Genomic DNA, 23,560 nt, shown 5'->3' with positions numbered 1-23,560 from the left:
TGCCGACCGGCATACTCGATCCATGAGGTATTCACGTGCGCACACCCGCCCGAGGGCGCTGTCGTTGCACGGACGGATTCGAGTGTTGACGATGAGCCTGGCCGCGCTCGCCGTTGCTGTCAGCGCTCTGGCGATCTACCTCGTCGCAGAACAGGCGCTTCGCTCACAGATCATCGACCGTGTCGGCCGGAACAGTGATGCGCTGATCGCCAGCGCAGCGTCAGGAGTGCCGGCCGATCTCTTCGGGTTCGGGATCGAGGACACCGAAGGAACCGCAGTCAAAGTGGCGTTGATGACCACCGACGGCACCTTGGTGTCCTCGTCCAACGGCACCTACCCCTTCACCAACTCCGATGGTGGGCTCGACGACCCGGAAAAGGCCGTCACCGAAGGCCGCACCGATCGGTCACTTCGGGAGATTCGTGGCTACTACGTTTCCGCCGAACGCACCGATTCCGGTGAGACCATCATGGTCGCCGAAGCACTCAGCGGTACTTCACCACTGCTCGGCAAACTCACGCTTGCCCTGATCCTCGTCGGGGCGTTTCTCGTCGCGCTCGCTGGTGTGGCGGGCGCAGCCGTCGCTCGCACCGGACTCCGTCCGGTCAGACGGTTGCGCGCCGGCACCGAACGAGTGGCCAGGACGGGTGACTTCGAGCCCATCGACGTCAACGGAGACGACGAACTGGCGTCACTAGCCAACAGTTTCAACGAGATGCTGGCTGCGCTCTCCCGATCGCGCGCACGACAGGGGCAGTTGATAGTCGACGCAGGTGCCGAACTGATGGAACCGTTGACCGCTCTGCGCACCAACATCGATCTGTTGATGTCCCTCGACGGCCCGAATGCCCCGGTCATGCCCGACGAGCAACAGGACCGCCTGCGCGTGGAGGTCATCGAACAGATGGACGTCATCATCGGACTGGTGCACGACTTGGTCGACCATGCCAGGGAGCCCGCACCGACCCAGCAGTGACGGTTAGCTGTCGCCGCCGAGCCCCTCTATTGTCGAACGATGAATGCCCCTTTGACGATCGTGACCGGCGGCAGCCGCGGAATCGGAGCTGCAGTATCTCGGCGTCTCGTGGCCGATGGGCACGACGTCGTGATCGCCTACCGCTCGGATTCTGCGACCGCCGAAGCAGTGGTGAACGATCTATCGAGCGCCGACCGAACGGTCGTCGCGATACGTGCCGACACCACCGATGAGCGGTCGGTGATCGATCTGTTCGCTGCTGCTGCCGAGATCGGCGCTGTCACCGGATTGGTGAACAACGCCGGATCCGCGCGCGCAGTGGGGACCCTGGCGAACAACGACATCGAATCGATCAGGGCAGACTTGGACGTCAACCTGCTCGGCGTCCTGATCTGCTGCAAGTACGCCATACAAGCGATGGCCGACCACGGCGGTGCCATCGTCAACATCTCTTCCGCGGCGGCCACCATCGGAAGTCCCGGTATGTACGTGCACTACGCCGCGGCCAAGGCAGCCGTCGACACCCTGACGGTCGGTCTGTCGAAAGAGCTTGCCACGCTGAACATTCTTGTCAACGCCGTCGCGCCGGGAGTCATCGAGACCGAGTTTCACAAAGACCGTGAGCGACCACGGAAAATGGCGTCGATCATCCCCCTCGGCCGCCCCGGAGTACCCGACGAGATCGCCGGCGCGGTGTCGTGGCTGTTGTCCGAGGACGCGCGATACGCCACCGGAACGGTCGTCAGAGTCGCGGGCGGAATGTGACGGACTTTCGGCTGCCCATCAGCGAGGCGGAAGTCGATGCAGCTCGACGTCTGTCAGCTCGCCGCCATCGGCAACGGCGGTGAGGTAGGTACAGAACGGCTGCCGACGCCGGTCCGTCGGAGATCCAGGGTTGAGCAGCCGTAGACCGTTGTCGGCCGTCGTATCCCACGGAATGTGACTGTGTCCGAACACGAGGACGTCGGTATCGGGATATGCGGCCGCCATCCGGCGCTCGCGTCCTGTCGCGGCTCCGGTCTCGTGGACGACGGTGAAGCGCACGCCGCCGAGTACCACGTCGGCACGTTCGGGCATGACCGCACGCAGTTCGTCGCCGTCGTTGTTTCCCCAGCAGGCGACCAGCGAACGAGATCGCTGCGAGAGTGCCTCGAACGTCGCGAGATTCACCCAATCGCCGGCATGGATCACCACATCGGCGTCGTCGACGGCGGCCCACACCTGATCGGGCAGCACTTTCGCTCGGGTGGGCAGGTGAGTGTCCGCGATGATCAGTAGCTTCACGCCTTCGATTCTGCACCGGCGTTGTGCTCGACGACGCGTGGGCAGGGTGAGCCCATCAGCGAAAGTCCCTCGACCTGGACGCAACTCGCAGATCCATCAATTGCAGATGGTCTGCCACCACGGTCACCGCTCCCTCGGCATTCTGCACTTTGCCGCGAATGAGCAACGCCGGAGCGGTGATTGCGAGTTTGCGGTACTTCGCCCATAATCCCACCGAGCACACGACGTTGACCATGCCGGTTTCGTCTTCGAGGTTGATGAACGTGACGCCTCCCGCGGTTGCCGGACGTTGACGATGCGTCACTGCACCGCCGACGAGAACCCGGTCGCCATCGGGGATCTGCAGCAGCCGATTCGCGGGCACCACGCCGAGGGAATCCAGCCGATCCCGGAAGAACTGAGTGGGGTAGGAATTGGGTGACACTCCCGTGGCCCAGACATCGGCCGACGCCAAATCGAGGTCCGTCATACCCGGCAGCGCAGGCGCTTTCGTCGATGCACCGACGCCGGGGAGCAGACCGGGCCGCTCCCCCGCGGCCGCCCCGGCAGCCCACAACGCCTCTCGACGAGTGATGCCGAAACACCCCAGCGCGCCGGCCGTGGCCAGTGCTTCCGCTTGCGCCACCGACAGTTCGACGCGTCCCGTCAGATCCAGAAACGAGGTGTACGGCCCGTGTGCATCTCGCGCGTCGACAATCTTCTGGGCAAGTGTCGTCCCGATGAACTTCACGTCCGCCAAACCCATGCGGATCTCGAGACCGTCTGCCTCGAGATTTGCATGGCCGAGGCTGGCGTTGACGTCGGCACCGTGCACGACCACGCCGTGCCGTCGGGCATCGGCCACCAGAGACTGAGGTGAGTAGAAGCCCATCGGCTGAGCACGCAGCAAACCGGCACAGAACGCCGCCGGATGGTGCAACTTGAACCACGACGAGTAGAAGACCAACGAGGCGAAGCTCTGCGAATGGCTCTCGGGAAAACCGAAATTAGCGAACGCCGAAAGCTTTTCGTAGATTCGATCCGCGGCTGCACCGGTGATGCCGTGCAGATCACGCATTCCGTCGTAGAACCGTCCACGAAGCAATTCCATCTTCTCCGGCGACCGTTTCGACCCCATGGCTCGACGCAGCTGATCGGCATCGGCGGCACTGAAGCCCGCGACGTCGATGGCCATCTGCATCAGCTGTTCCTGAAACAACGGCACACCGAGAGTTCGATCGAGAGCTTTCTTCAGCGACGGATGATCGAAGGTGACCGGTTCGAGTCCGTTGCGCCGCTTGACGTACGGGTGCACCGAGCCACCTTGGATGGGACCGGGACGAATCAAGGCGACCTCGACGACGAGATCGTAGAAGTTACGCGGCTTGAGCCGCGGAAGAGTGGCCATCTGGGCCCGCGACTCGACCTGGAACACACCGACCGAATCGGCCCGTTGCAGCATCTCGTACACCGCATGTTCGGACAGATCGATCGCGGCGAGGTCGATGTCGATGCCCTTGTGCTCGGCGACCAGGTCGATCATGTAGTGCAGAGCCGAGAGCATCCCGAGCCCGAGCATGTCGAACTTGACCAAACCCACTGCGGCACAATCATCTTTGTCCCATTGGAGCACACTGCGATTCTCCATCGTCGCCCACTCCACCGGGCACACGTCGGCGATCGGTCGGTCGCAGATCACCATTCCTCCCGAATGGATGCCGAGGTGACGCGGAAAGCCCTCGATCTGACGCGCGAGGTCGAGAACGGAATCGGGGATCCCGTCGCCGTCCTGATCGCCGATTCCGGACCACCGGGTGATCTGCTTGCTCCACGCGTCCTGTTGCCCCTGGGAGAACCCGAGAGCGCGGGCCATGTCTCGTACCGAGGACTTCCCGCGATAGGTGATGACGTTGGCGACCTGAGCGGCATGGGTACGGCCGTACTTGGCGTACACGTGCTGAATGGCCTCTTCCCGCCGATCCGACTCGATGTCGATGTCGATGTCGGGTGGTCCGTCGCGTTCGGGTGCGAGGAACCGCTCGAAGAGCAACTTGTTGGCAACCGGATCGACGTTCGTGATTCCGATGGCGTAGCAGACGGCCGAGTTCGCCGCCGAGCCTCGCCCCTGGCACAGAATGTCGTGGGTCTTGCAGAAATGAACGATGTCGTGCACCACCAGGAAGTAGCCCGGAAATTCGAGCCGCTCGATGATGTCGAGCTCGTACTCCAACTGCGAATATGCAGCCGGGTTCGCCGACTGCGGGCCGTACCGCCGGGCAGCACCCTCGAACGTGAGTCGCCGCAGGTAACCGATCTCGGTGTAACCGTCGGGCACCTCGAACGGTGGGAGACGAGGCGCGATCAGCTTCAGATCGAACGTACATTCTCGACCCAGTTCGACGGCACCGCGCACTGCACCGGGATAGTGCTCGAACAGCTCTGCCATCTCCGCCCCCGACCGCAGATGTGCACCGCCCGTCGGTGCCAGCCACCCTGCCGCCTCGTCCAGACTGCTCCGGGCACGTACCGCAGCCATCGCCATGGCCAATCTTCGGCTACGCGGACTGGCGTAGTGCGCCGCCGTGGTGGCGATCATCGGCAGACCGTACCGGCGAGCCAGCGCTGCCAGTGCGTCGTTGCGCTCGTCGTCGTCGGCAGTACCGTGCCTGGTGAGCTCGACGGTGACGCGCTCGGCCCCGAACCGATCGACCAGATCGCGCAGCGCGAGATCGGCCGCCTCCGGCCCACCCCGCGAGAGCGCTTGGCGGACATGCCCTTTGCGACAACCGGTCAGAATCTGCCAGTGCCCTCCCGCCGATTCGGTGAGTTCGTCCACGTCGTACTGCGGCTCACCCTTGACTCCGCCGGCCAGGTGCGCGGCCGCGATCCGACGCGACAGCCGCCGATACCCTTCCTGTCCGCGAGCGAGCACCAGAAGATGCGTGCCGTCGGGATCGGCCGCTCCGGCCCTGGACCGGTGGGTGTCGAGCGACAGCTCGGCACCGAACACTGTTCCGATGCCGAGGGCTCGTGCCGCCTCGGCGAACCGCACGACGCCGTAGAAGCCGTCGTGGTCGGTGATCGCAATGGATTCGAGTCCCAGACGCACCGCTTCCTCGACCATTTCCTCCGGCTGCGATGCTCCGTCGAGAAAACTGAACGCCGAATGCGCATGCAGTTCTGCATACGGTGTCGACGGCCCCACCGATTCGGGCCGGCGACCCTGATAGGCGTCACGTTTGCGCGACCACGCCGGGCTGTCGCCCCCATCGCCTTCGACGACCGGCTTGGGGCGCCCGGAGAGGACTCGCTCCATTTCCGACCAGGTGGGTGGCCCGTCGTTCCATCCCATCGAGACCACCTCCTTCACACGGCCACACGCACCATCGAACACTTGTTCTAATGAGAACACGAGGGTCCGACACGATCAACTACAGTCGAACCGCTACTCACCCCTTCCACAGAGCCGGAGCACAGTTGTGACGCGTTGGGCATCGTTCGTCGTATCGCACAAGCGATGGGTGCTCGCCGTCGTCGTCGCGGTCGTGGCCGTCGGCGGCGTGCTGGGACTGGGCGTCTTCTCGAAACTGAGCGAGGGTGGATACGCCGACGCAGGCAGCGAATCGTCGCAGGTCGCGCGGCTGGTCCAGGGCATCGGCCAACCGACCCCCGACATCGTCGCGATCTACACCGCGCCCGACGGACGCACGATCGACGACATCGGACCACAGGTGCAGTCGACACTCGACGAATTCCGCAGCCGCTACACCCTCGGAAACGTGAACTCCTACTGGACCGCGGACCCGGTGACCAAGGAATTCCTGGTCTCGAAAGACCGGACCAAAGCACTGGTGACCATCTCCCTCGGTGCGAAATCGGGAGTTACGTTCAACACGTTCGGTGAGCTGCCTCCACAACTCGTCGTCCCCGGCATCGAGTCGCAGTTCGCCGGCGCATCGGTCGTGGGCGTCTCGCTCAGCCAAACCCTCGAGCGAGACCTCGTGCGCTCGGAGATCATCGCCGTCCCCATCACACTTCTGCTTCTCGTCTTCATCTTCGGTGGCGTGATCGCCGCAGCAGTACCGGTGTTCGTCGGGATTCTCAGTGTGCTCAGCTCGCTGGCAATCCTGCGGGTGCTCACCGAATTCACCGAGGTGAGCTCGTTCTCGATCAACGTCGCGTCGTTGCTCGGCCTCGGCTTGGCCATTGATTACGGACTGTTCATCGTCAGCCGATTCCGAGAGGAACTCCGAACTGGGTCGTCGTCGATGGAGGCGACCGTACGTACCGTGTCCACTGCGGGCCGCACCGTCGTCTTCTCCGGACTGCTGCTGATCTGCGCGTTCGCGGGCATGCTGGTCTTCCCGCAGGCGGTGATTCGATCCCTCGGTTTCGGTGCCATGGCCGCGGTGGCCAGCGCCGCCCTGCTGTCCCTGACCGCGGTGCCCGCCCTGCTCGCTCTTCTTGGCACTCGCATCAACTCGTGGACCTGGTCGCGTACCGCCTCGGACCGCAGTGACGCACGCGCGCACAAATTCTGGGGCGGTGTCGTCACCCGAGTGATGAAGAATCCAGGAATCGTCGCCGCCGTCATCGTCGCGGGCCTGCTGATCGTCGCCACGCCGATTCTGAAGGTCTCCCTGGGAGAGGTCGACTACACGGCACTACCGAAGAACGACCCGGCACGGGCAGCCTTCGAAACCCTCGCCACCGACTTCGAGTCCACCGGCGACGGTGCCACCGTGGTGCTGCGGGGTCTCGACGGCGTCAAGCCTCAGGGCCCACCCGTTGCGGAACTGACCGCAGCGATGAACGCCACCCCCGGCGTTGCCCGCGCCGAATTCCTCGGATCCAAGGACGATCTGGTGGCATTCCAGGCGTCCTACAGCGAACCCAGCGACGGAACGACCGAGGCTCGGTCCCAATCGAATGCGGTGACTGCCCTCCGCGCGATCACTCCCCCGGACGGCACCGAAATCCTCGTCGGCGGCGGACGCGCGAACGTCGATGACGGTAATGCCGCGATAGCGAAATGGCTGCCGGTGATGATCGCGATCATGGTGATCTCGACGTTGGTCCTGCTGTTCCTGGCCTTCGGCTCGATAGTGCTGCCGATCAAAGCAGTTCTCATGGCCGGGCTGAGCCTGGCAGCGACCTTCGGAGCCCTGACCTGGGTGTTCCAGGAAGGTCACGGTGCAAGCCTGCTGGGAGTGACGCCCGGTCCACTCGAGTCGACCTTCGTCGTACTCATCCTCGCAGTCATCTTCGGCCTGTCGACCGACTACGAAGTGTTCCTGATGTCTCGGATGGTCGAAGCGCGCTCGGCAGGTGCTTCCACCGAGGAGGCCGTCATTTTCGGAGCTCAACGCACCGGACGCATCGTCACTGCCGCGGCCCTGATCCTGATCGTCGTCACCGGAGCGTTCACGATCTCCGGCCTGTCTATCATGAAGTTCCTCGGCTTCGGCGTGATTCTGGCGCTGATAATCGACGCCACCATCATCCGAATGCTGCTGGTGCCCTCCTTGGTCAAGCTCATGGGCGAAGCCAACTGGTGGGCCCCGGCGTGGATGAAGAAGGTGCACGAGAAGGCCGGTATGGGGCACTAGCCGTCGAACTTACCGAGGAGTAAGGTCGCCTCGCATGGCGAGCTACATCGTGACCGGCGGTACCGGGTTTCTGGGCAAGAACGTGCTGCCCCGACTTCTCGGACGTGATGCGGACGCCCTCGTCCATGTACTCGTTCGACCACAATCGGTCGCTCGACTCGAGAAGCTGGCCGACGAGTTGGACGGCGGCGACAGAATCCGCCCGCTGATCGGCGATCTCGTCGAACCCGGACTCGGCCTGAAAGACGTTCCGGCCGACGTCGATCACATTCTGCATCTCGGTGCCGTCTACGACCTCACGGCGGGAGACGAGCAAACCCCGACCAATGTCGCCGGAACGGCGTCGGTGATCGAACTGGCGAAAAGGACCGGCGCTCGTCTGCACCACATCTCGTCGATCGCAGTGGCAGGTGACTACCGAGGGACGTTCTCCGAGAACGATTTCGACAAGGGGCAGAACTTTCCGACGGCGTATCACCGCACCAAGTTCGAGTCCGAGAAACTGGTTCGCGGCAGCTCCGCGGACTGGCGGGTGTACCGCCCCGCTGCCGTGGTCGGGCACTCCGAGACCGGCGCGACAGACAAGATCGATGGCCCGTACTACTTCTTTCCACTGTTCGCCGAGCTGGCGAAACTGCCTGCGGTCCTGCCGATCACGGTACCCAAGATCGGACACACCAACCTGGTTCCGGTCGACTACGTCGCGGACGCCATCTTGGAACTGGTTCACCGAGACACCCCGTCCAGCAGCGTTTTTCACCTGGTGAATCCGGAGCCTCAGTCGATGGCCGAGGTGTACTCCGCATTCTCTTCGGCTGCCGGATCACGCGCCAGAATCGTCGACATCCCAGGGAAGCTGGTTGCCCCTGTGGTGTCACCCACGTCCGGAGCGGTTCGGAAACAACGAAACGCTGCGCTTCGCGATCTGGGCGTGCCGCCGGTGATGCTCGATCATCTGACTCTGCCGACCGTCTTCGAGTCCGCAGCGACACAGAAAGCATTGCAGGGCAGCTCCATCGCACCGCCGCCGCTGCGGACGTACGCCGACCGCCTGTGGCAATACTGGATCGAGAATCTCGACCCCAAGCGCAACCGCCGAGACGACCCACGCGGTCCGCTGTTCGGCCGTCACATCGTCATCACCGGCGGGTCCTCCGGTATCGGCAGGGCCAGCGCGGAAGCCGCAGCGCGAAAAGGAGCGGTGGTCATCGTGCTCGCGCGCGGCCGAGATCAGTTGGACGAGGTCGTCCAGCAGATTCGCGCCGACGGCCATGTCGCTCATGGGTATTCGTGCGATGTCACCGACAGCGAGTCGGTCGAACGAACAGTGAAAGCCATACTGCACGACCACGGGCATGTGGACATGCTCGTCAACAGCGCGGGCCGATCCATTCGCCGCGCGCTCTACCGTTCCACCGACCGACTGCACGATTACGAACGAACCATGGCCGTCAACTACTTCGGAGCGATTCGTGTGGTGTTGGCGCTACTGCCGCACATGCGCGAACGCAGCTTCGGGCATGTGGTCAACATCTCCAGCGCTGCAGTGCTGGGGCACCCTCCTCGGTTCTCGGCGTACGTGGCGAGCAAGGCAGCGCTCGACGGTTTCACCGATGTTGCTGCAGCAGAGACGCTCTCGGACGGAATCACCTACACGACCATTCACATGCCGCTGGTGGACACCCCGATGATCACCCCGACGGGCGACAAGAACGTCGGCACTGTCTTCTCGCCGGAGAAGGCGGCCGCGATCGTCATCCGCGCGCTGAGCGACAAGCCGAAACGAATCGACACCCCACTGGGAACACTCGGACAGTTCGGGGCCATCTTCAGCCCCAAGGGCAAAGATCGCACGATGCATCAGCACTACCGAAAGTTCGCCGAGTCGGCCGCCGCCAAGGGCGAAACGCCGGCACCCGTCGAAGACGGGAAAGTGCCCTATCGGGTTCGGCCGTACGACCCGTCGACCCCCAGCGCGCGTATAGGCAAGGTTGTCCGCCGCATCGGCAGGTTGGTGCCCGGCACCAGTTGGTGACGTGCACGTCAGGGGGCCACGGCAGTCCACAGGGTCCAGCGATCGCGTTCGATCAACTCACCTTCGGCCAGGCGAGCACGCAGATACTCGACCAACTCCGTAAGTTCGACGTCGGAGAGTTCGTGCAGGATCGAGCGGCCTGTCCTGCCCGCGATCTCGTCGAGGTATTCGTCACGGCCGGAGTAACGGCGACGGGTTTCCCAGAGTTGCTCCGTAGCGACATCGACGAATCCAGCTCGGGACAACGCGCCACGGACATCGTCGACGCCATGCCGTCGTCGAAGTTCGATGTCCATCAGCCGTGGAAAGGCGTCGAAAAAATAGCCGCGCGGGTTGGTTGCAGAGCCGGACAGCCCGGCGTCCTCGGCCGTGCGGTCCTGGATGATCACCGTCCCACCCGGTCGTAGAAGCCGAGCAGACTCGAGCGCCACGGTGTAGGCGTCGGGCAGATGGTGAACGAGGGCGCGAGCGAACACGATGTCGGCTTGTCCGTCGGGCAAGCCGGTGTGCTCGGCACCAGCGCAGACGAATTCGATATCCTCGGGCGACGAGCGTCGGGCCGATTCGAGGATCGGCGGACTCGAATCGATCGCCGTCACACTCGCCCCCATCGAACGCCATGCCCGCGCATAGGTTCCGCCGCCGCACCCGAGATCGACCACGTGCGCACCGACCGGATCGACGATACGGACGACGGCATCGATCCAAGATGGGTCGGCCTCACGGTTCGAGTAGGTGTTGTTGTTGCGCGGATCACGAAAGTCGATAGGCATGTAAATGAGTACAGCGAGCCACGCCGAGGGCGTCCACCATTTAGTGTGGGGCTACATGTTGGCTCTGCATCTTCGGGCCGCCGACTTGGCGGACACGTCACTGACCGTCTCGCCTCTGTTCGAGACGGTCCTGAGCCTGCGCACATGGACCGCTCCGAACCGGCACCCACTGCACGAGCCCTGGCGACGACGCGTCCGAACGGCGTGGCAGCAGTGTGACACCGAGATGCTGACGGCGCTGGTCTCTCCCGATGGGAGAATCCCGGATTTCCTCGCACCCCGACCGCCCACCCAGTCGCCGGCTTTCGACGACGAGATCGCCGTTGTCGGGGCAACACCGGCGGCGGAGATCCGACGCGATATCGCGGCCGCCTTCTCCGCTGACATTCCTGCGGTCCTCATCGGTCCGGCCCGCGCAGTGCGCACCCGTGCAGTCCACGCGCTCTCGTACTACTGGGCAACGTGCCTCGAACCCGACTGGTCCAGGATCCGAGCGGTACTGGAGGGCGATCTGGACTACCGCGCGCAACAGCTTTCACACTTCGGGGCACGAAAGATGTTCGAGCATCTCGATTCTCGTGTCCGATGGGACGATGGCGTGCTGTGGGTCGACAGGCTCGAGGACCAGGTGTGGGTCGACGTCGACGGACGTGGACTTCCTCTCATTCCGTCGGTGTTCGTGCACGGCGCGATCACTCAGACGAGCCCGACGCGAGCTCCCTCCCTGGTGTATCCGGCCCGCGGGCGAGGCGCAGTGTGGGACATGGGGCGGACAGCCCCGAACCGAGCGCTGACCAATCTTCTCGGCAACCGACGCGCAACGATTCTCACGCTGCTCGCTGCGCCCACCACCACCGGGGAACTTGCTGGGGCACTGGGCGTCTCACCCAGCGCAGCGAGCCAGCATCTTCGCGTTCTGCGCGAAGCAGCGGTGGTGCGACGCGTCAGACAGGGACGATCGGTGTTGTACGTACGCACTTCGCTGGGGGAAGAGTTGCTCGGGCGGAGTCGATAGACCGCCCACCGTCACGCTGTCAGTCGGTGATTCACCGCGCTGACATCGCATCACTCGATCATGAGTGGGCGGTTCCCCCGCCATGGTGGCATTTCTGGCCGGGGGGTACGTACGCAGAATCCCGTCGGAGGAGAAGGCCATGCTCGAGGGATTGGGAGACGCGTACGCCGAGTACATGGCACGCTCGAAACGATTGGTGCCTTTCGTCTTCTAGCCTGGTTTTTCCTCAGCGCAACAGAGCTCTTGCCCACACTCGCAGAAATCCCTGACTCAGGTATGTCAGTGAGCCGATGGCCAGTATCCACTTGACGGCGCTGACCACGGTGGTGGCCCGTACGACGGTGTCGGAGATCTGTTCTCGGTTGTCCACCAGTATCAGCCCGACGATGTTTTCGATGCAGTCACCGGCAGCGGAGGCCACGGGAGCGAGAGCCAATGCCGTCGTTACTGCAGGGCTCAGCGGAGTCTTCGCAGCCAAGCTCCTCGCACCCACACGCAGTGCGATGGCATAGATGGCCGGGTGGACGAAGTCGGGCAGATAATGACTGCGGAAGCGGGCGATCTCCGTCTCGTCCATGCTCGCCAGAATCTGCCGGTACCGCTGTTCGGACCAGGCCGTCTGCACGGCAAGCACTTTCGGTGCCGCGGGCCCGAGCAACCGGGCGATATTGGCCTGGGAGACGACGAACAACGCCGACCATCCCAGCAGCTTCCGATCCAGCACAGTCAGCGACATGAGAGCAGATTACTGCGTCAGAAATGGACGAACTACCGCTTCGAATGCGGAGTAGCCATCGCGGTGGATGCTGTGCCCGGTCCTGAAGACCTCCACTCGACAGTTCGGAATGCTCGCCACCATCGCGTCGAGCCGAACCGGATCGACCATGCCGCCCGGACCTCCACGAAGTACCAACGTCGGAGCAGTGATGTCGGCCAACGACTCCCACCACCGCGGGTTCGGCCGACGGAACTGCTCGAGAGCAGTAGCGGTCATCGATCGATCGAACGCGAGTACCGCACGGGGATGCAGAACAACGCTGGTCGCCGCATGCCAGAGTTCGGTGACCGACGGCATCCGGCCGGTCAGGCTCGGCGGGGCGTCCCCCGGCCTGATCGGTATCGGAAGTTCTTCGAGAACCAGGCGTCGGACGAGAGACGGGCGACGCTGCGCCACGAGCGAGACCGCGTATCCACCGAGTGAATGCCCGACGAGATCGACTTCGGTGAGCCCGAGGTGATCGATCAGGGCGAGGAGATCACCGCCGAACATGTCGAACTCGTACGTGGGCGTGTGGGCACTCTTGCCGTGACCGCGCAGATCGACGGTGATCACCCGGCGACCGTGCGCGGTCAGAGCCCGAGCGAAGCGATCCCAGGTTCCGCTGTCTCCGCCCATGCCGTGCACCAGCATCACCGGCACCGCACTCGTGTGGTCCAGCGGCGCGAACGAACGATACGCGATGTCGACGCCATCGAGGTCGACCGTCTCGGACATCATCTGCATTTCCCCGACGGTAGCGGTTCCTACTCGTAGATTCCTTCCACCCGCCACAGACCGTCGTCGAACACCAGCAGCAACGCCCTCTCGTCGTCGAGCACCACCTGTGCCCGCGCCGTCGGCCCCGTCGATCCTTGCCCGCTGTCCCACCACCGTTCGTCGACGGGCCACGGCCCGGCCAGGCCCGTCAACTCCCATTCCTTGGTCCCCCACCGCAATCTCTTGGGCGGCGCATCGAACACACCGCGGTCGGTGACGCCGATTCCCGAACCCGCTCGATTCATCAGCGTCACAGCCGGGCGTGTCTCGATCACCGCCGCCGGTGCAGGCTCGGGTAGTCGGCCCGGCCACGGGGCCGATGGATCGGACAGCGGCACCAGCTCGTCCCCCAGTGGACGCAACGTGATCCGCTCGGCCGGCCCGCGACCACCGCTGAGAACACCCCCGAGCACCGATTCGCCGCCGAGCAGCCCCTGAACGCGTACCAACGCCCGACGCGCCCTGTCGTCCTCGTCACCGACGCTGCCCCACAAGCCCAGCTGCAACTCCCCTGCTGCCACCACTTCGATCGGCTCGAGGCGCAGGACGGTGATCGCCGACGTCGGCTTGTTCTCGCTGCGTCCGGTGATCCAGCCGTCGAGTTGCCACCGCACGCGATCGGCCGTGCCCTCCGGCGTCAACGGCTCGGCGCACCGCCAGATTCGCGACAGATTCTCACCGTTGCCGGTACTGGCGTGCACCAGCAACCGAGTGCACGCAACAGCAGCCGCGGCGAGCTTGGTGTGCAGTTGCTCGGCCAATGCGCGCCCGGCGAACGCGGCTGCATCCACCCGATCGATCGGCGGATCGCACAGATTCTCCACATCCAGGTCGGGAGGCAGAGCACGGGCAGACGGCGGCCTTTCGGGCTCACCGCGGGCACTGCGATGCGCCAGCACGGCATCGGTACCGAATCGCGATGCCACATCCGAGGGAGACAGGGCAGCGAAGTCCCCGATTCTGCGTAAACCCAAGCGGTGCAACAGATCCACGAGTTCGCCACGATCGGCCGCAGCCATACTGGGCTCCGCCGAGAGTTCGGCGATCGGTAACGGCGAAAGAAACCCGGCACCACCACCGCGCGGCACAACCTGTGCGTACCGCGCGGCGACGACTGCGGTGGACAACTCGTCGGCAATCCCGATCTGACATTCGACACCGGCAGCCGACGCTTCGTCGATCAACCGCTCCGCGGCGCGATGCTCGGTACCGAAGTACCGTCCGACACCACGCGCTGCGAGAACCAACAGGCCCGGCCGCAGCACTTCGACGCCGGGGGCGATGGCCGCGACAGCCGAGACCACGGGCTCGAACAGGCGTGCATCACGATCGGTATCGGCAACGGCCACATGCACGTCGGGGCACCGCGCCTGCGCCTCCCGGCGACGTAGGCCACGCTTGATGCCCGACGCTCGTGCCGTGGCCGAGCAGGCGACGACCCGGTTGGCCGACGTGACGACCACCGGGTGCGTCGCCGGTAGATCGGTCTGAGCTGCTGCGGCGACGGCAGGCCAGTCGGGACACCACAGCGCCAGAACACGGTTGGACTGGCCGGTGCTCATGTCGAGACCGCGATCGACAACGGATTCGACTCCTGCTGTTCGGCATGCCATTCGATGCGGCCGTTCTCCGCACGCAAGTCGAATCGAACCGTACGAGGACGCATCGCTTTGCCCCGCGCGCACACCGACAATCGAACTCCGCGCAGCCGGCCACGCCCCAGCTCACGGCCTGTGCCGAGGCCGTCGTAGCCGTGCACCGATGCGTCGAGTCGTAGCTCGGCTCCGTCCCAGTGCCCGTCGGTCACCACCAACGTCGACCCTTTACTGCGGGCGCGCGCGACCACGGCCCTGGCCCGAGTCGGTGGTACCGACATGCCACCGAGGCCGAGGACGACGAGATCGACGCCGTCGAGCAGGATCGCCGCCACTTCCACCGGGTCGGGGCCGGGATCGGGAATCAGAGCCAACTTGCTCAGTTGCGCGCCCATCTCCACCGCAGCCAGAAGCCCGAAGCGGGGCTGGCCTATGACTGCGACATGGCCACCGGCACCGGTCACCGCGGCCACCAACCCGATCAACAACGAACCGGCACCGGACACCGAGGCCACCGTTCCGCGCACCAGACCACCGTGCGGAAGAACCTCCATCAGCGCCGACGGCACCGGAAGAACAGGCCGCCTACGGGTCGGTACCGACACCTGCTCCGAGCCGTCGACGGCGTCGGAATCGACGTCGGAATCGGGGTCGGTAGGGCGGGGACGAACGGGAGCAGAATTCTCGATGCGCACCGAGGCCGTTTCACCGCGAGACGGTACGGCAGCCATCCGACTGCGCAGCAGCGCCACCCGCTCGGGAAGCGACAACCCGTCGAGCGCATCCGGCGGTACGGAAGCCTGTGCTGCAGCCTCGGAAACAGACATGTCACTCCCCTTCACTGCATGAAAAATCGAGCCGAAACACCGGTGTTCGACGGACGCGGGAAGTGGCGTATTCGAACACAATTTCGATCTGCACCCAGTAAAGCCGTTCGGACGGCAACTCGTCAAGGCGATGCCGTAGCCCCTGGTAGAGGCGGTAGTACCGCTGCTGCGGGCACACCGCGGCATCGTCCACTAACCTGTGGACGTGACCGATCAGCAGCGTGTTCGACGGGGAGTCGGGCCCGACTACCTCCTCGCCGGCAGATACCGTCTCGCCGGCAAGCTCGGCGGTGGCGGCATGGGCGCGGTCTGGCTCGCCACCGACACCCTTCTGCACCGGCAGGTGGCCGTCAAACAGGTCACCTCCACCACCCGATTGACCCCGGAACAGGCAGTGGACGTGCGCAACCGGGCCATGCGCGAAGGACGGATCGCGGCCCGCCTGTCGAGCCCACACGCCATCGCGATGCACGACGTCGCTCTCGTCGACGGCGAGCCGTGGTTGATCATGGAATACCTGTCCTCACGCAGCCTCGCGCAGGCGCTCGGCGTCACCGACTCACTACCACCGTTCGAAGTCGCTCAGATCGGCGCGCAGATCGCCGACGCCCTGACCGAAGCACACGAGGCCGGAATCGTGCATCGCGACATCAAGCCGGGCAACATTCTGATCGCCGACCGCGGCAAGGATCTGGGCATCGTCAAGATCAGCGATTTCGGCATCTCTCGAGCCAAGGGTGACGTTGAGGAAGCCGACGACAGCGTCATCACCGGCACCCCCGCATACTTCGCCCCCGAGGTCGCCCGCGGCCAGGACCCCACTGCGGCCAGCGATGTGTTCTCCCTCGGTGCCACGTTGTACACCGCAATGGAAGGGGCGCCGCCCTTCGGCATCGATCACGATTCGATCGCACTCCTGCACCGAGTTGCCAAGGGGCAGATCATCTCTCCCACTCGCAGCGGAGACCTCTCCGGCCCACTACTGCACATGCTCGAGCCCGATCCAGCTCGACGCCCCACCATGGCGCAGGCCCGTGACGAGATCATTCTTGCCGCAATAAGCAAGCGCGGCACCATCTCTCAGTTGCGCGGAGTACCTCTGACCTCAGCGGACGGCGTCGTCCCCGCCTGGGCGAGACGGTCGACTCCCGTCTCGGAATCTCGCCGACCGTCCCGAGAATTCGGACGCACCATCGCCGGTCTGCCCGCCGTGCAACCGGGAGAGAGCCGAACGGATCCGACTCCCTCCTCGTACTCACCGCCACCGTTCGACCTGCCGAAGAAGAGAAAGAACCCGGTCCAGGACGCACTCATGCGCATCGAGGACGTCATCGGCGACCGGACGTCCATCCCGGCGACGGCCGTCCTCGGCGGACTCGTCGTAATCGTGATTCTTCTGATCCTGGCCGTCGTCCTGTTGCTGTAACAGCTCCCGCGCAGTCTGCCCGGTCAGCCGTGAACCGGCATCACCAACGTCGTCAGAGCGCCGTCGACCGCGGAACGCACCAGCATCGGTTGATCCGGTGCAGCGATATCGAGCATCAGATCCGGTCCGACGGCCGTTGCGACGGCGGCCTGCAGAACGGCCGCATCGAAGAACACCACGCTGTGCGAGCCGGTCACCCGTGCGGGAACCGGAACACCATCGACCGAAAAGCCGTCGGGCCCGGCCTCGATGCGCAGGGTACCGCCATCGATGGGAACGAAATCTCGTTGCAGCACAACCCTCGTCACGGTCGGAGCCAGACCGTCCATCATCGTGCGCCAGTCGGGAAAATCACCGTCGACCGTGTTCACAACCACCCGAGGGCCGTCGGAGTCGATCACCATCGACTCGTCGGTTGCCGTCAACACGAGGGTGCCCGAGGCGGGGACGGCCTCGAGGGATCCGGCGGCCGCGATTCGCGACCACGGCATTCCACGCGAGCACTGCGCGACGAGACTGCGCGTGGACAATCGATACCGATCCGTCGCGGTGAGGGTGACACTGCTTCCGTCCACCTCGATCAGCACGCCCTGCAGTACCGGAAATTCTTCGCTCGTCCCGGCCGCCGACGAGACCTGCGCCATCGCCGAGGCCAAATTATCGGCTGATACCGTTGCCGTGCAATATTTTTCGTCGAACAGCCGGCGAATCGACACTGCTGCCTCGGCTGCCGCCCGCGCCTGTGCGGCCAGAGCGTCGACGTGTCGATCCACGATCTCGATGGCGGCAGTTCCATCGCCGTCGAGGGCAGCGGCAACCTTGTCGAGTGGCAGCCCGATCTCGCGCAGCTGGCGAATGATATTCGCCCGCTTCGATTGTGCGCGAGTGTAGTAGCGATAGCCCGATTGTGCATCGATGGACGCCGGGGCCAGCAACCCGCAATCGTCGTAGAACCGTAGGGCGCTGGGGGTCAGCCCGCTCTCGCGAGCGAACACACCGATGGTCAGGAAATCTTCGTCCGAATCAGTCATGTCGAAATCCTGAAGCTTCACGCCGGTCGAAGGTCAAGCCCAACGCAGACGGCCTAATCGATTCGACGCTTGTGCGCCCACCGCGTCAGAGCATTCCTGTTCGATTGCTGGGTCTTCCGAAGAACATTGGACGCGTGGGTTTCGACGGTTTTGACCGAGATGAACAGATCCTCGGCGATCTCGCGATACGTGTAGCCGCGCGCCAGCAACCTCAGCACTTCGAGTTCACGGGGCGTCAACGAATCCAATTCCGGATCCAACGGCGGCTCGGGAGCTGCGCTGCGGCCGGTGAACGAGTCGAGGACGAAGCCGGCCAGACGAGGGCTGAACACCGCGTCTCCCCCGGCTACGCGCCGGACGGAATCGGCCAATTCCGAGCCGGAGATGGTCTTGGTGACATACCCCCTCGCGCCGGCCCGGATGACGGCGATGACGTCCTCCGCTGCGTCGGACACGCTGAGCGCCAAGCACACCGGGCCCTCGGCGATTCTGTTGAGCACGGCCACGCCACCACCGTCGGGCATGTGCACGTCCAGGAGCACCACGTCGGGCTTGGTGGAATCGATCCCCGACACCGCCTCGGCGACTCCGCCTGCTTCCCCGACGACGTCGATGTCCGCCTCACGGCCCAGTTCGGCGCGTACTCCCGAGCGAAACACCGCGTGGTCGTCGACCAGAAAAACGCGGAAAGGGTCGGTCACGTCGGCTGCTCCTGATGGTTGGATTCGGACTCGGTGGTCACTGCCCCGCCGTTGCGTGGCATGAAGATTCGTACTTCGGTTCCCTTACCGACTGTGGACCGCACCTGTACGGAACCGCCGCGGCGTTCGATTCGTCCACGGATGGACTTGGCCAGTCCCTGTCGGTCCTCGGGCACCGCGGACTCGTCGAAGCCCGTACCGCGGTCGCGGACGAACACACTGACCTGCTCAGGTTCGGTTTCGGCGAACAGATCGATGTTGGTCTCACCGGAATGTTTGGCCGCGTTGACCAGAGCTTCACGAGTGGCCCCCAACAGCGCGGTGAAGCTCTCTCGCGACAGCCCCGATTCGACGTCGTCCGGCAACAGATGCACGTCCCCGACCGTGATGGGACGGACCGTCACGCCGTGTTGATCCTCGACCTCGCCGGAGATGGTCTTGAGCGCATCGGCCAAGCTCGAGTTGTCGGTGTCGCCGCCGTCGAACAACCACTTGCGCAGTTCTCGCTCCTGCCCACGCGCCAGCCGCATGACCTCCTGCGGCCGATCCGCCTGCTTCTGAATGAGCGCCAACGTCTGCAGCACCGAATCGTGCAGATGCGACGCAATCTCTTCACGTTCGTCGTTTCGGATACGCGCCGATCTCTCGGCCCCGAGCGCACGCCAGGTCCGCAACCATATCGGCACCGTCAACAGACCGACTCCGACGAGGGTGACCACCACGGCCAACAGGGACGACCGAAGCGACGCGAGATCGACGCGGGCCAACACCACCACGGCCAGGCCCAGGACGATCAACGTCGCGCCGCCGACGACACGAGCCCAGCTGAGCACGGTCGGTTGTTTGGGCAGACCCAGCGCCGTCCGCGGCCCCTCGGCATCGAATTCTCGCCACACCAGGGCAGCACCGACGACGACCACGACGACCGGCACGACAACCGATGCCGCAGTACCGCTGAGCAACCAGGCCAGACCGACGGCGAGTCCGAGGCCGATGGCGGCCAGTCCCAATGCTCGTTGCCGCTCGGTAGCGCTCGGACGTGCCGTGTCGTCGCCGACCGGGGTGAACATCCAAATGAGTCCGTAGGCAACGATCCCTGCACCGGCGGACGCCGCGAGCAACGCGAACGCCACCCGGATCTTGAACACGTCGACACCCAGATGATCGGCGAGTCCGCCCGCGACGCCGCCGACGATACGACCGCCGCCGCGGCGTCGATACGGTGCGGGGGCCGAACGTTCCAACGCTGCACGAGAAGCCGAACCCGACGCAAGGACAGGATGCGGCGGGAGCGGACGGGTCGACGGCGCAGCACCGGTCACGGCGGACGCGCCGAGGGCGGCGTCAACGACTGGATTGTCGACAGGGTGCACGCCCACGATCCTGGCACGGCCGGGGGTGATACCGCATCAGGGTTCGCCCTGATCTTTCGGCCTGCAACAGATCCGGGCGCAAGTCCGGGGTACGAGATCAGGGGAATCCCTGATGTGTTCCGAGGTTCCAGCCGACACGATGGTTGTCATGAACAACGTGACCGTCTCGGATCAGCTACAGCAGATGTGGCGCACCCGTCCGCACCGCTTGCCGCAACGCGGACACGTGGCGGGTGTAGCAGCCGGTATCGGCTACCGATACGACGTCGACCCCGTACTGATCCGGGTCGCATTCGTCGTCTCCACCCTCTTCGGCGGCACCGGAATCGTGCTGTACCTGGCGGCGTGGCTGGTTCTGAGCCGCGCCGGAGACTCCGCCTCAGGGGTCGAATCCATGGTGGGCCGCGGGCACAGCTCCGATTCGACGACCAAGACCGTCGTCGTGGCCGTCGCGTTGGTGATTGCACTGTCGACGCTCGGTCCGGCCGGGGTGGGTCTCGGCGGGTCCGGCGTGATCTCTCTCGCGGCGATGCTCGGCGGACTGTGGTTGCTTCACCAGCGCTGCCCCGAGCCGCCGCCGTACCTGCGAACAGCGGAATTAACCAGGCAGCAGTACGCACCGACCCCCTTCGGCTCGACCACCACCTCCGCGGAGCAGTGGTCCGCCGCGCAATACCGGCCGCCGCAGTTTCAGTACGAGCAGTACACCCCGTACACGACGCTGCCCAAGAGCTACGAGCCGACACGGCAGGAAGTATCGGAATCCGGTACTGCGCCGACCGTCGACCTCACCAAGAACACCCTCGCAGAGGGAACGCCTGCCTCCACCGTTCCGACCCCACCCCAGGCCATGACACCTCCGTCGTGGGACCCGTTGGGAGTGGCACCGTTTGCGTGGGATCTCCCCGAACCGGCCGGCACCTTCCCACCGGCAGCGATCGAACGTAAGCGTCGATCGCGTTGGACGGCAAGCTTTCTCGGCCTTGCATTGCTCGGCGCTGCCGTCACCACCGGATTCGGAGCGCTGACAGGTTCCGAGTGGATCACGCCGGGCCGCGTCGGTGCCGTCGCGTTGTCGATCATCGCGGTGGGGCTGATCCTGGGTGCATTTCTGCGAAAGGGCTACGGCCTGTTGGTCGTCGGCGCGCCGCTGGCCGGGTTCGTCGTTCTCGCATCGGTTGTCGGGCCAGTGAATCTGGACGACAGTGTGTCGGGCGCGCAACGGGTGGCCCCACTCACCGCCACCGCACTTGCCCCGGCCTACGACGTCGGCTTCGGTGAATTGGATCTCGACCTCACCGGCCTGACGCTCACCGAGAACAAGACGGTGACGATCGATGTGACGTTCGGCAGTGCCGTGGTGACCGTACCGAGCACGATGAGCATCGAGACCAGATGCAACGCCGAATTCGGTTCGGCCGAGTGCGGTGATCCCGGCGTCCGCGCCGGAAAGGACGCACGACCCGACGCGCCGGTCTTGACGATCGAGGGCGATGCGACATTCGGAGAACTGAAAGTGGTGCAGCAATGAGCGACAACGGCATTCACACCGACCATGGCCACGGAGACAGTTCTTCGGACACCGCGGCGCAGAGTTCGAGCAGAAAAGGCCCGTCGGCTCCGTTGTTCCTCGCCGGACTTGCCGCGCTGATCGTGGCGATCGCCGCGCTGATCGGCCAGGACGCCGTCACCGCCCTGGCCGAGGTTCAGTTCCGCTGGGTGTTCGTCATCGCTGCGGTCGTGGTGGGTGCGGCCTTACTGCTGGGTCCCAGCAGAAAGCACTGAACCCGCTACTCCCACTCGATGGTGCCCGGCGGCTTGCTCGTGACGTCGAGTACGACTCGGTTGACCTCCGGAACCTCGTTGGTCACCCGAGTCGAAATCGTTTCCAGCACGTCGTACGGCAACCGGGTCCAGTCCGCGGTCATCGCATCCTCGCTCGACACCGGACGCAACACGATGGGGTGGCCGTAGGTGCGACCGTCTCCCTGCACGCCGACGCTGCGCACGTCGGCCAGCAACACCACCGGGCACTGCCAGATCTGCTGATCCAGGCCCGCGACCGTAAGCTCTTCTCGGACAATCGAATCCGCATGACGCAACGTCGCCAGTCGGTCCGCGGTGATCTCGCCGACGATGCGAATGGCCAGTCCCGGTCCCGGGAACGGCTGTCTGCCGACGATGTCCTCGGGCAGGCCCAGCTCGCGTCCGACGGCGCGCACCTCGTCCTTGAACAGCGCCCGCAACGGCTCGACCAACGCGAACTGCAGGTCGTCGGGCAGACCGCCGACGTTGTGATGGCTCTTGATGTTCGCGGTACCCGAACCGCCACCGGACTCCACGACGTCCGGGTACAGGGTGCCCTGCACCAGGAACTCGACGGTGTCACCGTGCTCGGCGTTCTCGCCCAACACCTCGGCAACGGCACCCTCGAAACTGCGAATGAACTCACGGCCGATGATCTTGCGCTTCTCCTCCGGGTCCGACACGCCTTCGAGGGCGCCGAGGAAGGTGTCGACCGCGTCGACGGTGACGAGCTTGGCACCGGTCGCGGCTACGAAGTCCTGCTGCACCTGCTCCCGCTCGCCCGCGCGCAGCAAGCCGTGGTCGACGAAGACACAGGTGAGCCGATCACCGATCGCACGCTGCACCAGTGCCGCGGCCACCGCGGAATCGACACCACCGGACAGGCCGCAGATCGCCTTGCCCGTCGGACCGACCTGTTCCTGGACAGCGTCGACCAGCGCGTCGGCAATGTTCGCGGCGGTCCAGTCCGGCTTGATTCCGGCGGTCTCGTGCAGGAATCGGCTCAGGACCTGCTGTCCGTGTGGTGAGTGGAGTACCTCGGGGTGGTACTGCACGCCCGCCATCCGCTTCTCTTCGTTCTCGAAGGCAGCAACCGGAGCCCCGGCACTGGTCGCGGTGACGGTGAAGCCGTCGGGAGCAGCGGTGACCGCGTCACCGTGACTCATCCAGACCGGCTGGGTGGAAGGCAGACCGTCGTGCAGGCGGCCGCCGTCGACGCTGAGCTGAGTACGCCCGTACTCACGTGTTCCGGTGTGCTCGACGGTTCCGCCGAGCGCCTGCGCCATGGCCTGGAACCCGTAGCAGATACCGAACACCGGGACGCCCAGTTCGAGTAGGGCGGAGTCGAGTTCGGGTGCACCCTCGGCGTAGACGCTGGACGGCCCGCCGGACAGCACGAGAGCAACGGGGTCCTTGGCGGCGATCTCCTCGGCGGTCGCGGTGTGCGAGATGACCTCGGAGTACACGCTGGCCTCGCGCACCCGGCGGGCGATCAGCTGTGCGTACTGGGCTCCGAAATCGACGACCAGAACCGGCCGTGCGTGTGCGGGATCGTGTGCAGAGGAGTCGGTCACCTGGCCAGTCTAGTGGGAC

20 protein-coding genes are annotated in these 23,560 nt (G+C 64.9%); 9 read left to right on the top strand and 11 right to left on the bottom strand.

What is annotated here, in order from left to right; genetic code table 11:
• Positions 1-22: 22 nt before the first annotated feature.
• Together E4P29_RS20945 and E4P29_RS20940 are read left to right on the top strand one after the other, a co-directional pair.
• On the top strand, positions 23-976 hold the full coding sequence (locus E4P29_RS20945; RefSeq protein WP_135047042.1) for a HAMP domain-containing protein: 954 nt from the start codon (positions 23-25) through the stop codon (positions 974-976).
• Between the two features lie 39 nt (positions 977-1,015).
• Positions 1,016-1,741: an SDR family oxidoreductase gene (locus E4P29_RS20940; RefSeq protein ID WP_135047041.1), complete on the top strand. Its 726-nt coding sequence runs from the start codon at positions 1,016-1,018 to the stop codon at positions 1,739-1,741.
• 18 nt (positions 1,742-1,759) lie between these two features.
• On the opposite strand, the gene E4P29_RS20935 is transcribed toward E4P29_RS20940, so the two are convergent.
• Together E4P29_RS20935 and E4P29_RS20930 are read right to left on the bottom strand one after the other, a co-directional pair.
• Positions 1,760-2,260 (bottom strand): metallophosphoesterase, encoded by a 501-nt coding sequence (locus E4P29_RS20935; RefSeq protein WP_135047040.1) that lies wholly within the window; start codon positions 2,258-2,260, stop codon positions 1,760-1,762.
• A gap of 55 nt (positions 2,261-2,315) precedes the next feature.
• The gene (locus E4P29_RS20930; RefSeq protein WP_135047039.1) at positions 2,316-5,591 is read right to left on the bottom strand and encodes an error-prone DNA polymerase; all 3,276 of its coding nucleotides are present in this window, start codon (positions 5,589-5,591) and stop codon (positions 2,316-2,318) included.
• Positions 5,592-5,718: 127 nt separating this feature from the next.
• On the opposite strand from E4P29_RS20930, the gene E4P29_RS20925 reads away from it, so the two are divergent.
• Positions 5,719-7,848 (top strand): MMPL family transporter, encoded by a 2,130-nt coding sequence (locus E4P29_RS20925; RefSeq protein WP_032387027.1) that lies wholly within the window; start codon positions 5,719-5,721, stop codon positions 7,846-7,848.
• Between the two features lie 34 nt (positions 7,849-7,882).
• Positions 7,883-9,883: an SDR family oxidoreductase gene (locus E4P29_RS20920; RefSeq protein ID WP_135047038.1), complete on the top strand. Its 2,001-nt coding sequence runs from the start codon at positions 7,883-7,885 to the stop codon at positions 9,881-9,883.
• Positions 9,884-9,891: 8 nt separating this feature from the next.
• Here the strand turns inward: E4P29_RS20920 and E4P29_RS20915 are convergent, their stop codons facing one another.
• Positions 9,892-10,656 (bottom strand): class I SAM-dependent methyltransferase, encoded by a 765-nt coding sequence (locus E4P29_RS20915; protein ID WP_135047037.1) that lies wholly within the window; start codon positions 10,654-10,656, stop codon positions 9,892-9,894.
• 4 nt (positions 10,657-10,660) lie between these two features.
• Between E4P29_RS20915 and E4P29_RS20910 the strand changes: the two genes are divergently transcribed.
• Positions 10,661-11,671, top strand: coding sequence for a helix-turn-helix domain-containing protein (locus tag E4P29_RS20910; protein WP_135047036.1), 1,011 nt, complete (start codon positions 10,661-10,663; stop codon positions 11,669-11,671).
• A 64-nt stretch (positions 11,672-11,735) separates the two neighbouring features.
• Complete coding sequence (locus E4P29_RS26095) at positions 11,736-11,885, top strand: hypothetical protein (protein WP_167735575.1); 150 nt, start codon at positions 11,736-11,738, stop codon at positions 11,883-11,885.
• Positions 11,886-11,897: 12 nt separating this feature from the next.
• Here E4P29_RS26095 and E4P29_RS20905 read toward each other — a convergent pair whose 3' ends face one another.
• From E4P29_RS20905 to E4P29_RS20890, 4 genes are read right to left on the bottom strand one after another with little or no spacing between them, the layout of a single operon-like run.
• On the bottom strand, positions 11,898-12,407 hold the full coding sequence (locus tag E4P29_RS20905; protein WP_135047035.1) for a hypothetical protein: 510 nt from the start codon (positions 12,405-12,407) through the stop codon (positions 11,898-11,900).
• A 9-nt stretch (positions 12,408-12,416) separates the two neighbouring features.
• Positions 12,417-13,169 carry an alpha/beta hydrolase gene (locus E4P29_RS20900; protein WP_135047118.1) on the bottom strand — a complete coding sequence of 251 codons (753 nt, stop codon included), beginning with the start codon at positions 13,167-13,169 and terminating at the stop codon, positions 12,417-12,419.
• 26 nt (positions 13,170-13,195) lie between these two features.
• Positions 13,196-14,770 (bottom strand): DNA polymerase Y family protein, encoded by a 1,575-nt coding sequence (locus E4P29_RS20895; protein ID WP_135047034.1) that lies wholly within the window; start codon positions 14,768-14,770, stop codon positions 13,196-13,198.
• Positions 14,767-15,630: a hypothetical protein gene (locus E4P29_RS20890; protein WP_135047033.1), complete on the bottom strand. Its 864-nt coding sequence runs from the start codon at positions 15,628-15,630 to the stop codon at positions 14,767-14,769. The genes E4P29_RS20895 and E4P29_RS20890 overlap by 4 nt, the downstream gene beginning before the upstream one ends.
• A 205-nt stretch (positions 15,631-15,835) precedes the next feature.
• Between E4P29_RS20890 and E4P29_RS20885 the strand changes: the two genes are divergently transcribed.
• Positions 15,836-17,056: a serine/threonine-protein kinase gene (locus tag E4P29_RS20885; RefSeq protein ID WP_209205483.1), complete on the top strand. Its 1,221-nt coding sequence runs from the start codon at positions 15,836-15,838 to the stop codon at positions 17,054-17,056.
• 23 nt (positions 17,057-17,079) lie between these two features.
• On the opposite strand, the gene E4P29_RS20880 is transcribed toward E4P29_RS20885, so the two are convergent.
• The 3 genes from E4P29_RS20880 to E4P29_RS20870 are packed head-to-tail and all read right to left on the bottom strand — an operon-like array spanning position 17,080 to position 20,032.
• Positions 17,080-18,087 carry a MerR family transcriptional regulator gene (locus E4P29_RS20880; RefSeq protein ID WP_135047031.1) on the bottom strand — a complete coding sequence of 336 codons (1,008 nt, stop codon included), beginning with the start codon at positions 18,085-18,087 and terminating at the stop codon, positions 17,080-17,082.
• Between the two features lie 53 nt (positions 18,088-18,140).
• On the bottom strand, positions 18,141-18,788 hold the full coding sequence (locus E4P29_RS20875; protein WP_027496373.1) for a response regulator transcription factor: 648 nt from the start codon (positions 18,786-18,788) through the stop codon (positions 18,141-18,143).
• A complete protein-coding gene (locus tag E4P29_RS20870; protein WP_045842100.1) occupies positions 18,785-20,032 on the bottom strand; it encodes a PspC domain-containing protein in 1,248 nt (415 codons plus the stop codon). Before E4P29_RS20870 ends, E4P29_RS20875 begins: the two co-directional genes overlap by 4 nt.
• Positions 20,033-20,309: 277 nt before the next feature.
• Here E4P29_RS20870 and E4P29_RS20865 point away from each other — a divergent pair, with 277 nt between their 5' ends.
• On the top strand, positions 20,310-21,692 hold the full coding sequence (locus tag E4P29_RS20865; RefSeq protein ID WP_135047030.1) for a PspC domain-containing protein: 1,383 nt from the start codon (positions 20,310-20,312) through the stop codon (positions 21,690-21,692).
• Positions 21,689-21,946: a hypothetical protein gene (locus tag E4P29_RS20860; protein WP_135047029.1), complete on the top strand. Its 258-nt coding sequence runs from the start codon at positions 21,689-21,691 to the stop codon at positions 21,944-21,946. The genes E4P29_RS20865 and E4P29_RS20860 overlap by 4 nt, the downstream gene beginning before the upstream one ends.
• Before the next feature lie 5 nt (positions 21,947-21,951).
• Here E4P29_RS20860 and guaA read toward each other — a convergent pair whose 3' ends face one another.
• Entirely contained in the window at positions 21,952-23,541 is a 1,590-nt protein-coding gene (gene guaA / locus E4P29_RS20855) for a glutamine-hydrolyzing GMP synthase (RefSeq protein WP_135047028.1), read from the bottom strand.
• Between the last annotated feature and the right edge of the window lie 19 nt (positions 23,542-23,560).

Origin of the sequence: Rhodococcus sp. 1R11 (genome assembly GCF_004563845.1) — a bacterium.
GTDB lineage: Bacteria > Actinomycetota > Actinomycetes > Mycobacteriales > Mycobacteriaceae > Rhodococcoides.
Note: the sequence above shows the minus strand (reverse complement) of the source record. Positions and strands in the feature narration are given on the sequence as shown.

Excerpts from the sequence above, each read along its gene's own strand:
- E4P29_RS20945 (WP_135047042.1), top strand. The coding sequence starts at position 23 with ATGAGGTATTCACGTGCGCACACCCGCCCGAGGGCGCTGTCGTTGCAC.
- E4P29_RS20940 (WP_135047041.1), top strand. The coding sequence starts at position 1,016 with ATGAATGCCCCTTTGACGATCGTGACCGGCGGCAGCCGCGGAATCGGA.
- E4P29_RS20930 (WP_135047039.1), bottom strand. The coding sequence starts at position 5,591 with ATGGGATGGAACGACGGGCCACCCACCTGGTCGGAAATGGAGCGAGTC.
- E4P29_RS20920 (WP_135047038.1), top strand. The coding sequence starts at position 7,883 with ATGGCGAGCTACATCGTGACCGGCGGTACCGGGTTTCTGGGCAAGAAC.
- E4P29_RS20915 (WP_135047037.1), bottom strand. The coding sequence starts at position 10,656 with ATGCCTATCGACTTTCGTGATCCGCGCAACAACAACACCTACTCGAAC.
- E4P29_RS20910 (WP_135047036.1), top strand. The coding sequence starts at position 10,661 with ATGAGTACAGCGAGCCACGCCGAGGGCGTCCACCATTTAGTGTGGGGC.
- E4P29_RS20905 (WP_135047035.1), bottom strand. The coding sequence starts at position 12,407 with ATGTCGCTGACTGTGCTGGATCGGAAGCTGCTGGGATGGTCGGCGTTG.
- E4P29_RS20900 (WP_135047118.1), bottom strand. The coding sequence starts at position 13,169 with ATGATGTCCGAGACGGTCGACCTCGATGGCGTCGACATCGCGTATCGT.
- E4P29_RS20895 (WP_135047034.1), bottom strand. The coding sequence starts at position 14,770 with ATGAGCACCGGCCAGTCCAACCGTGTTCTGGCGCTGTGGTGTCCCGAC.
- E4P29_RS20890 (WP_135047033.1), bottom strand. The coding sequence starts at position 15,630 with ATGTCTGTTTCCGAGGCTGCAGCACAGGCTTCCGTACCGCCGGATGCG.
- E4P29_RS20880 (WP_135047031.1), bottom strand. The coding sequence starts at position 18,087 with ATGACTGATTCGGACGAAGATTTCCTGACCATCGGTGTGTTCGCTCGC.
- E4P29_RS20865 (WP_135047030.1), top strand. The coding sequence starts at position 20,310 with ATGAACAACGTGACCGTCTCGGATCAGCTACAGCAGATGTGGCGCACC.
- E4P29_RS20860 (WP_135047029.1), top strand. The coding sequence starts at position 21,689 with ATGAGCGACAACGGCATTCACACCGACCATGGCCACGGAGACAGTTCT.